Here is a 2,195-nt window from a genome sequence, read left to right on the forward strand (position 1 = left end):
GGACAGGTGGTGGCGGTTCGAGCGGAGGCGGCCCCCTCCGTGGCGCCCGTCACGGCTCCGGCGCCCGGCTCCACGCAGGCCGCGACGGCTTCGCAGGCCGCGACGGTTCCGCAGGCGAGCGGTGCCACGGCAGCGAACGGCTCTACTGTCGCGACCGGCGCCCCTGGCCAGGTCGCTCCGGCCGTGGCGGGTCCCACCACCGCGCTGTCTCCCGCGCCCCTGGTGAACGCCGCGACGGGCGGCGAGCCGGCGCAGGCCGCCGGGACCGCCGTGGTCCAGCGCTCCGAGCCGGATGAGATCCGCGTCCCGGCGGTGCTGATGGTGATGCCGCACATGAGCACGGCGGGCACGGACACGGGCCGCGTGGTGACGACGTTCGCGGTGGGCCTGCTCGCGACGCATGCGAAGCGGGTGGATGGCCTCGCGATGTCGATGGGCGCGAACTGGGTGGGGCAGTCGTTGTCGGGAGGACAGCTGGCGATCGGCGCGAACGTGGCGCGCGGCCCCGCGTCGGGCGTGCAGCTCGCGGTGGGCGGCAACGTGGTGACGGGCGACCTGGAGGGCTTGCAGGGCTCGGTGGGGATCAACGTCGCGCGGGGCGCGATGTCGGGCGCGCAGCTCACGGTGGGCGGCAACATCGCGGGCGCGGCGCTGTCGGGCGGTCAGTTCTCCGTGGGCGCGAACATCGCGGGCGCGGGCGGCGTGGGCGGTCAGTTCACGGTGGGCGCGAACATCGCGGCCGCGCCCATGAAGGGCGTCCAGGCGGCGGTGGGCGGCAACATTGCCTCGTCCTTCACCGGCCTCCAGGCCTCCACGGGCCTCAACTTCGCGCGCGGCCTGCAAGGCGCGCAGGTGTCGCTGCTCAACGTGGGCGGGGACGTGGACGGCGCGCAGGTGGGGCTCGTCAACATCGCGGGGAAGATGGACGGGCTGCAACTGGGGCTGCTCAACGTGGCGCGCCACTCCGACGGCGAGGCCCTGGGCCTCTTGAGCTTCATCGGCAACGGGCAGGCGAACGTGCAGCTGTGGGCCAGTGACATCGCGTACACCAACGTGGCGGTGAAGTTCGGCAGTCAGCACTTCCACACGCTGCTGACGCTGGGCTTCAACCCCGGCACCGACACGCACCGTCGTCGCTACGTGGCGGGCGCGGGCTTCGGCACGCACATCCCCGCGGGGCGGCTGTTCTTCGACCTGGATGTCGTGGGAAGCACCGTCCACGCGGACAACCTCTTCCGGGATGGCGATGGGATGAACGTGCTCTCGCAGTTGCGGCTGGTGGCGGGCTGGCAGGTGGTGAAGCGGTTCGCGCTCATCGGCGGCGTCGTCGGCAACACGCTGGTCACCTGGGACAACGGCGACCGGTGGATGGAGCTGGGCATCGGGCCCGAGTGGCGCAGCACCGCCGACAACGGCCGCACCACCGTGCGCGTGTGGCCGGGCGTGCTGCTGGGCGTGCAGATCTGACGCGAGGACCTCTTCATGTCTCAGGAGAAAACCATGTGGAAGCGTTGGGTGGTGGGAGTGCTCGCGGCGGGGCTGATGACCTCCGGCTGCTATTACACCGAGGACCTGCGGGGTGATGGCAACACCGTGACGGAGGCGCGCATCGCGGAGGGCTTCCTCTTCGTGGAGAACCAGGGCTCGCTGGACGTGGTGGTGCGCGAGGGCGAGGTGGCGGATGTGCAGGTCACCATCGACGCGAACCTCCAGTCGCACGTGCGCACCTACGTGAAGTCCGGGGAGACGCTCGTCATCGAGACGGACGGTTCGTTCTCGCCCACGAGCCCCGCGCGCGTGGAGGTCCGGGTGCCGCGCATGGTGGGCGCGATCCAGGACGGCTCCGGGACCCTGCGGGTGGAGGGCTTCGAGAAGGCGCGCGATGACGTGCGACTGGTGGCGAAGGGCTCCGGCGCGCTGTACTTCTGCGGTGGCGCCCACACCCTGGACGCGAAGCTCAGCGGCTCCGGAAACATGGAGCTGTGCACGGTGGGGGAGGAGATGGCGGAGTGGGTGGACTTCACCCAGACAGGCTCGGGGTCGCTGACCTGGTCCGGCGCGGCGAAGCTGGTGCGCGCTAGCACGGATGGCTCCGGCCACATGACGCTCAAGGGAGTGACCAACCGGCTCACGGCCCTGTTGGACGGCAGCGGCAACCTGCAGGCCCAGGCGCTGAAGGCCGTGGACGTGAGCCT

Annotated in this window: 2 protein-coding genes; both read left to right on the forward strand. The window is 71.3% G+C overall.

Features of this window, described 5'->3' with window-relative positions; translation table 11 throughout:
• Positions 1 to 1,467: LA_2272 family surface repeat-containing protein (locus D7V93_RS42090; protein ID WP_208723332.1), on the forward strand; the 1,467-nt coding region annotated here is incomplete at its 5' end.
• Between the two features lie 33 nt (positions 1,468 to 1,500).
• The coding region (locus D7V93_RS42095) for a GIN domain-containing protein (protein WP_120648575.1) at positions 1,501 to 2,195 on the forward strand (695 nt) is incomplete at its 3' end.

The sequence above is a fragment of the Corallococcus llansteffanensis genome, assembly GCF_003612055.1.
GTDB classification, from domain to species: domain Bacteria; phylum Myxococcota; class Myxococcia; order Myxococcales; family Myxococcaceae; genus Corallococcus; species Corallococcus llansteffanensis.